This window comes from Ancylothrix sp. D3o (assembly GCF_025370775.1).
Taxonomy (GTDB): domain Bacteria; phylum Cyanobacteriota; class Cyanobacteriia; order Cyanobacteriales; family Oscillatoriaceae; genus Ancylothrix.
Window position 1 is genome coordinate 1 of the sequence record NZ_JAMXEX010000074.1, and the last position, 4,425, is coordinate 4,425.

The 4,425-nt window shown below is 44.4% G+C and carries 3 protein-coding genes; all 3 read right to left on the reverse strand.

The window, feature by feature from the left end:
• Positions 1 to 191: 191 nt before the first annotated feature.
• Complete coding sequence (locus NG798_RS26800; RefSeq protein ID WP_261226779.1) at positions 192 to 2,102, reverse strand: hypothetical protein; 1,911 nt, start codon at positions 2,100 to 2,102, stop codon at positions 192 to 194.
• A gap of 10 nt (positions 2,103 to 2,112) precedes the next feature.
• Entirely contained in the window at positions 2,113 to 2,862 is a 750-nt protein-coding gene (locus NG798_RS26805) for a hypothetical protein (protein ID WP_261226780.1), read from the reverse strand.
• 47 nt (positions 2,863 to 2,909) lie between these two features.
• Positions 2,910 to 4,425: TrbI/VirB10 family protein (locus NG798_RS26810; protein WP_317619641.1), on the reverse strand; the 1,516-nt coding region annotated here is incomplete at its 5' end.

Sequence of the window (4,425 nt, forward strand, 5' to 3'; positions counted from 1 at the left end):
CCATTTGCGTCCTCGTAGTTAGAAGCAATCACTCTTTCAACAAAAGCCGGTGGTAAAATCGAATTGGCCGGTTGCCAAACAGATTGGTTATTTGGCTGGCTTCTGGACATCATAACTAGCAGAAAAACCAAAACAAAAGACACCAGGCTTACTAGCAAAAAAGAGAATTTAGGAAGACGTAAGTGCATAAATTACCTCCCACATTTAGATGTAAGGGTGGCTTGTTGGTAAGTTCCGGCTACTTTTTGACCATAAGAGCGAACAGTCAAACCACCATGAACATCACTCGCACCGGAATCAATGGGAATAGCCGGCCCACCAAAGTGCATTTGTCCTACTCGTTCAATTAAACGCTGGCCGATAAAGGGTTGATCAGTTTGCGGATCTATTTCACTGGATGCGCGATTAATCAAAGTCGAAGATTCAGCTTCAAATAAAGCATTTTGGTCAGCATCATTGAAATATTCAAACATCTCTTGTCCACCCACCGGCTCCCCAGAATCAAGCTTTTGTAAAAAAGCTCCCCCGCCTGGTTTACTGGCGATAGTTTTACGAACATCCTCACGGTAGGACATCATTTGATGAGTTCCTAAAGGACGACCACAATTACCGGCTACACAAGACCACGCACCGACTGAATCATAATCGCCTTCAATTTCTGAAATAGCAGTTGATAAAGCAGACATATTAACCCCTCCATAGCTTGCACAATTCCCAAGTTGTTGTTGTGTAAAAGTTTGACCATTAAAAGAAGGTTGTGCAGAATTATTACGTCGTTCAGTAGAGGGATCTGGTGCATTCGTACTTACACTACCCCCGTCCGTTTGTGCATCTTTCCAGTCAGCCGGCCCTAAAAACACCATGCTGGTTTTTTCTTCATAACTGAACCAAGGAACCGGCCCAATAAAGTAGGGAGTGCAGCCCAAATCAACAAAAGCGTTACGAATACAAATGCGGAAAAATAGGGCAGTATTAAACCGGCCTTGTGTCTCGGAAACATCCCAAATTGCTAGTTTAAATGCTTCTCCAAACGGATGCCGGCCAGTTGGTTCCATCCCATTATTAACAGATGCTAAAATTCCATGACCGCCTCTGACTTCTTGGTATTTACCAGATACCCATTGATGACCACGCACTGATTCATTACCAGCAAATTCAACATGAGCACAATCTTGATAGCAGGGGACACTAAACCCCTCAACATCTGAACCTGACATTGTACGGGTGGTGCGATGTTCTTTGTTGCCAAAGACAATATCAACCTGGCCGGTTGAAGTACCCACCGGCATTATAGGATTAGGAAATTCTGAAAAAGGAACATCTGGCAACCCCGGTACTTGTTCAACCGGCACAGCTTGCCAATTCTGAAAATTACCTAACTGTGCTAATTGTAAGTTAGGGATATCACTAATTGGATATTGGTCTAATGGTAAAGAAGCTAATGGTAGTTCCCCTAATTGTGGAGAAGCTGCCAGTAATTGAGAAAGTGTTTGAGAACTATCAACGCCCATTGGAACCTGGGTGGTTAGCAAATCAAGGACAGGTTTAACTTGGTCAACAGGAAAATCACCCAGCCCCGGAACCGCTTCAACTAAACTTTGGAGATTTTGAAATTTCATTACCCCAAAATCTGAAAGGCGGAGATTATCAAAAGTCTGGCCAACAAATCCAGCGATTTTAGATAAATCAAATTCTTGTAGCCGAAACGAATCTTGGAAATCTCCAATCATCGTAAAAGATGCTGGATTTTGGCCCCTCTGCCAACTTCTTGAAGGGTCATATCCCAAACGAGTTACCATATCCGGTGTGGCAGTAAAACTTCCCCCTTCTGTTATTGGAGGCATAGAACTAAAAGTAATCTGGCCCCAATCAGGAAGCGCTACCCCATTCCATGAAAGCGTAGAAACTGGAGAATTTGGATTACCAATTTGACCCCCCGGTGGTGCTGGTGATGTCGGTGCTGCCGGTGATGTGGGGGGTGCCGGAGTTTGAGAAAAACCCCGGCCTTGAAACACAAGCAACAACCCTGAAAGAAACAAAGTTAAAGATAATCCAAAAAGAAACCAATATAACTTTCGCCAAACTGAATTTATTCTAAACATAAATCCCCCACTAAATTTGATTGGCTCTGATATCTTGAGAACCCAATTGCTGTAACTTCATTACCAAATCTTGAGAAATCCCCGCTGCTCTCATTGCCATCTCTGGGGATTGACCGGCCTTTATACGAGAAAGAAAATCATTGATTCGATTCCACAGTTGAGACCCGGAAATTAAAAGAGAACGTTGAACGGCCACTTGAATACCTCGCTCAATCCCTACTATAGAAATTGTGGAAGCAGTTGGTGTTGAATTTAATACAGGTAAAGTAGCAGGGGATGGCGAAGCTCCTCTTAAAGTAGGACTACCAATAATTTGAACAGTGTAGTAACCCACTTTCTCAGAGGGATGAACTTTAAACAGGTAAACTTGAGAACCACCAGAACCATTTGATACTAAAGTTAATAGAGAGTGGTTAGCAGCAGGTAATCCTTCAAAGTCTAAGCGTTCAATCAGTTTTAAGTGGACGAGGGTAGCCGGTCTATTGGTCTCACATTTTTTGGCTATTCCTTCCAGACAACCATCAGCATCTAGGGTGACAAAAGCTGGATTATCTAGCCAAGCTTTCTGGATAATTTCACCAGAAGGAACCATAATATTTACACCGGCACCAGGAGCAACTTCAATATTCGTTGGCGGAACACCAACCCCTGATGCTTGCTCCCTCGTCAAACGCAACACACTATTAGCAAAAGCCGATTCTCCAAAAGAAACCGTTAATGCCAGGCTCAAAAGCAAACCCGTCAAAGGAAGTTTGAACATAATTTATCAAGATTGTTAAAGTGGAGAAGTATTGTTGAAGTTGGAAATTATTGTTGGAGTTGGAAACTGGAGTTAATAAAAACCTGAACACCTGTCCCTTGTTCGATATACCAAAGGGGAGGCCGGCTTTCAATTTCTTGAATGGCGCGCTCATTGCGTCGTGTATTAGATTCTAAAATCGGTGAAAATCCGCCTTCTAATACGGCACCTAAAATATTGGGAGAACCACGTTCTACGGTACTACCACCACCACCAAACCCAGAATAACTGCTTTCACGTTGGGGCCGGTTCAATACTTCACCAACTTTTGCAGCAGCGCCTAAACCAAATGTTTGTAGATCCCGGCCAAATAAACCAGAATCATCTCGTCGGCGTTCTGCTATTAAGGGTTCTCCATCTTCCCCACGAATAGAGATTGCACCAGTCGGTAAACGGTACTCAACTTGTCCATCTATTAAAGCAACCCCAACAGCCTCCACTAACCCATTTTTCTGAACATTTTTTACTTCAAACACAACTTGAGATGAAGCTGGAAATAATACTGCACCATCTGAAGCAAGCAACGGGTTAGAAAGAGCAACCACAAATCTTTGAGCAATATTCCCGGTTTGGTTTTGCCTATTACCAGAATCAATTGCTGCCACCGGCGTCACTAATTGCCCTGGTACAAGTTGGCCCACCTTTATAAAATTATTACCAGCAATCCCTACTGTATTAGGATTAATTGAACCAGCTTCATCATAAGCAGTAGGTTCAAGAAAACCTGTAGAGACGTTCTGCCAGAACGTCTGTACATCTGTTGAAGTTGAAACAGCAACACTGGTGGGGGCAGATGGTTCTGTTGTTTGAGGTGTTTCTGATAAAATTGCTTGTTCTTCTTCAGATAAAGGCTGGCGGGAAACCACCAATTCTGGAGGTGTTAGTTCGCTTGATAATGCTGTCGAATTAACCGGCGGAGGCGAGATAGAGTGAGCAACGGGAACACCGGCCAAAGTTACTGGTTCAGTCGGTGTATCGTAGGGAGACAGAACCCTATTTTGTACAGGGATATTACTACCAGATAGGGCCGGCTGATTATTCAAATTAACACCAGGATAACCACCAGGATTAAATGCTGTATTAACACCCCTATTCATACCAACATTTACCCCAGGAATAATGCCATTTGAAGGATCTCCTTCCCCCACAGCATCGTATGCACCCAACTGTGCCAAACGTTGCCAACGTTCTTCTGCTGAATAAGCCGGCCTCGTTGGTGTTTCTTGGCTCTTAGATGGGGATGCCGGCCTTGATACTGGCGTTGGTGTCGGTGGACTTGATGCCGGTCTTGATACTGGCGTGGGAGATTGTGCCGATGTGGGTGCCGGTGTACTAGAAGCCGGTCTTGGTACTGGTGTGGCTGCTGGTGTACTTGGGGCCGGTCTTGGTACTGGTGTGGCTGCCGGTGTTGATGTTGATGTTGGTCGTGGTGCCGGTGTACTTGGTACCGGTGTTGCCATACTCCTCGATGCTGGTATGGGTGCTCCACTGGATGCCGGTCTACTAGATGATGGTGCCGGTCTA